Raw genomic sequence first — 1,085 nt, 5'->3', positions numbered from 1 at the left:
CCGCCCCGGTCGCTGTCGCGGGGAGCGTCACGCCGGTCATCACGCCGGAAACCACCGCGATCCCCGCCTCCACGCTCGTCGCGACGGAAGCCACGGTCACGGTCCCGATCGCGGTCGTCGCGACGCGGCCCACCGGACCGGTCATCCCGCCGGAAGCCACCCCGGTCGCTGTCCCGGGGACCGTCACGCCGGTCATCACGACGATCGTCACGACGGAAACCACCGCGACCATCGCCCCGACGGTCATCCCGCCGGTCGTCACGGCGGTCATCACGGCGAACGTAACCGCCCCCACGACTGTCATCTCGCCGGAAGCCACCACGATCGTCGTCGCGACGGAAGGCCGGACGGTCCCCGTCGCGACGGAACGCCGGACGGGGCCCACGGTCGCCGTCACGCCGGTCGTCGCGCCTACCGTATCCGCCACCGCGGTTGTCGCCGCCACGGGTGTCGCCACCACGGCTGTCGTCGCGACGGAAACCACCGCGGTCGCCGCGGTCGTCTCCACGACGGTCATCGCGCCGGCCGTACCCGCCTCTGTTGTCACCGCGACTGTCATCACGACGATCGTCACGGCGGAAACCACCGCGGTCATCGCCTCGCCGGTCGTCACGGCGAACGTAGCCGCCCCCGCGATTGTCATCGCGACGGAAGCCACCGCCGGCACCACGCCGGGCATCGCCCCGGCGGTCGCCGCGGTCACCACTGTCCCGTCGCCGCTGGTCGCGCTCCGGTCGATCGTCGGGAGAGTTGGTGGACATCGGTGACTCCTGTCTTCGGTACCGCAAGTCATTCTCACGCAGCCGGGTACCCGGCGCGCTCTGGAAAAACAAAAAGGACCCCTGGCCCCAGCTGAACGCTGGTGACCAGGGGTCCTCCAAAGATTGTTCGGCGGCGTCCTACTCTCCCACAGGGTCCCCCCTGCAGTACCATCGGCGCTGTAAGGCTTAGCTTCCGGGTTCGGAATGTAACCGGGCGTTTCCCTCACGCTATGGCCACCGAAACCCTAATGGTTTCGAGCGAACAAGCACACTCTTCTATTGTCTGTTCTGCTCTAAGCCGACAACGGTCGTTGTCTCAGAACT

The 1,085-nt window shown here is 67.9% G+C and carries 1 rRNA gene and 1 pseudogene; both read right to left on the bottom strand.

Annotated elements, in window-relative coordinates:
• A pseudogene (locus AQJ91_RS50760) lies at nucleotides 1-703 on the bottom strand (hypothetical protein); the annotation flags it as partial.
• Between the two features lie 183 nt (nucleotides 704-886).
• Nucleotides 887-1,003, bottom strand: a 5S ribosomal RNA gene (gene rrf / locus AQJ91_RS36145).
• Nucleotides 1,004-1,085: the final 82 nt, after the last annotated feature.

Source organism: Streptomyces dysideae, assembly GCF_001514305.1.
In the GTDB taxonomy this organism is placed as follows: domain Bacteria; phylum Actinomycetota; class Actinomycetes; order Streptomycetales; family Streptomycetaceae; genus Streptomyces; species Streptomyces dysideae.
The sequence above is the reverse complement of the archived record's forward strand: the minus strand, read 5'-3'. Positions and strand labels throughout refer to the sequence as shown.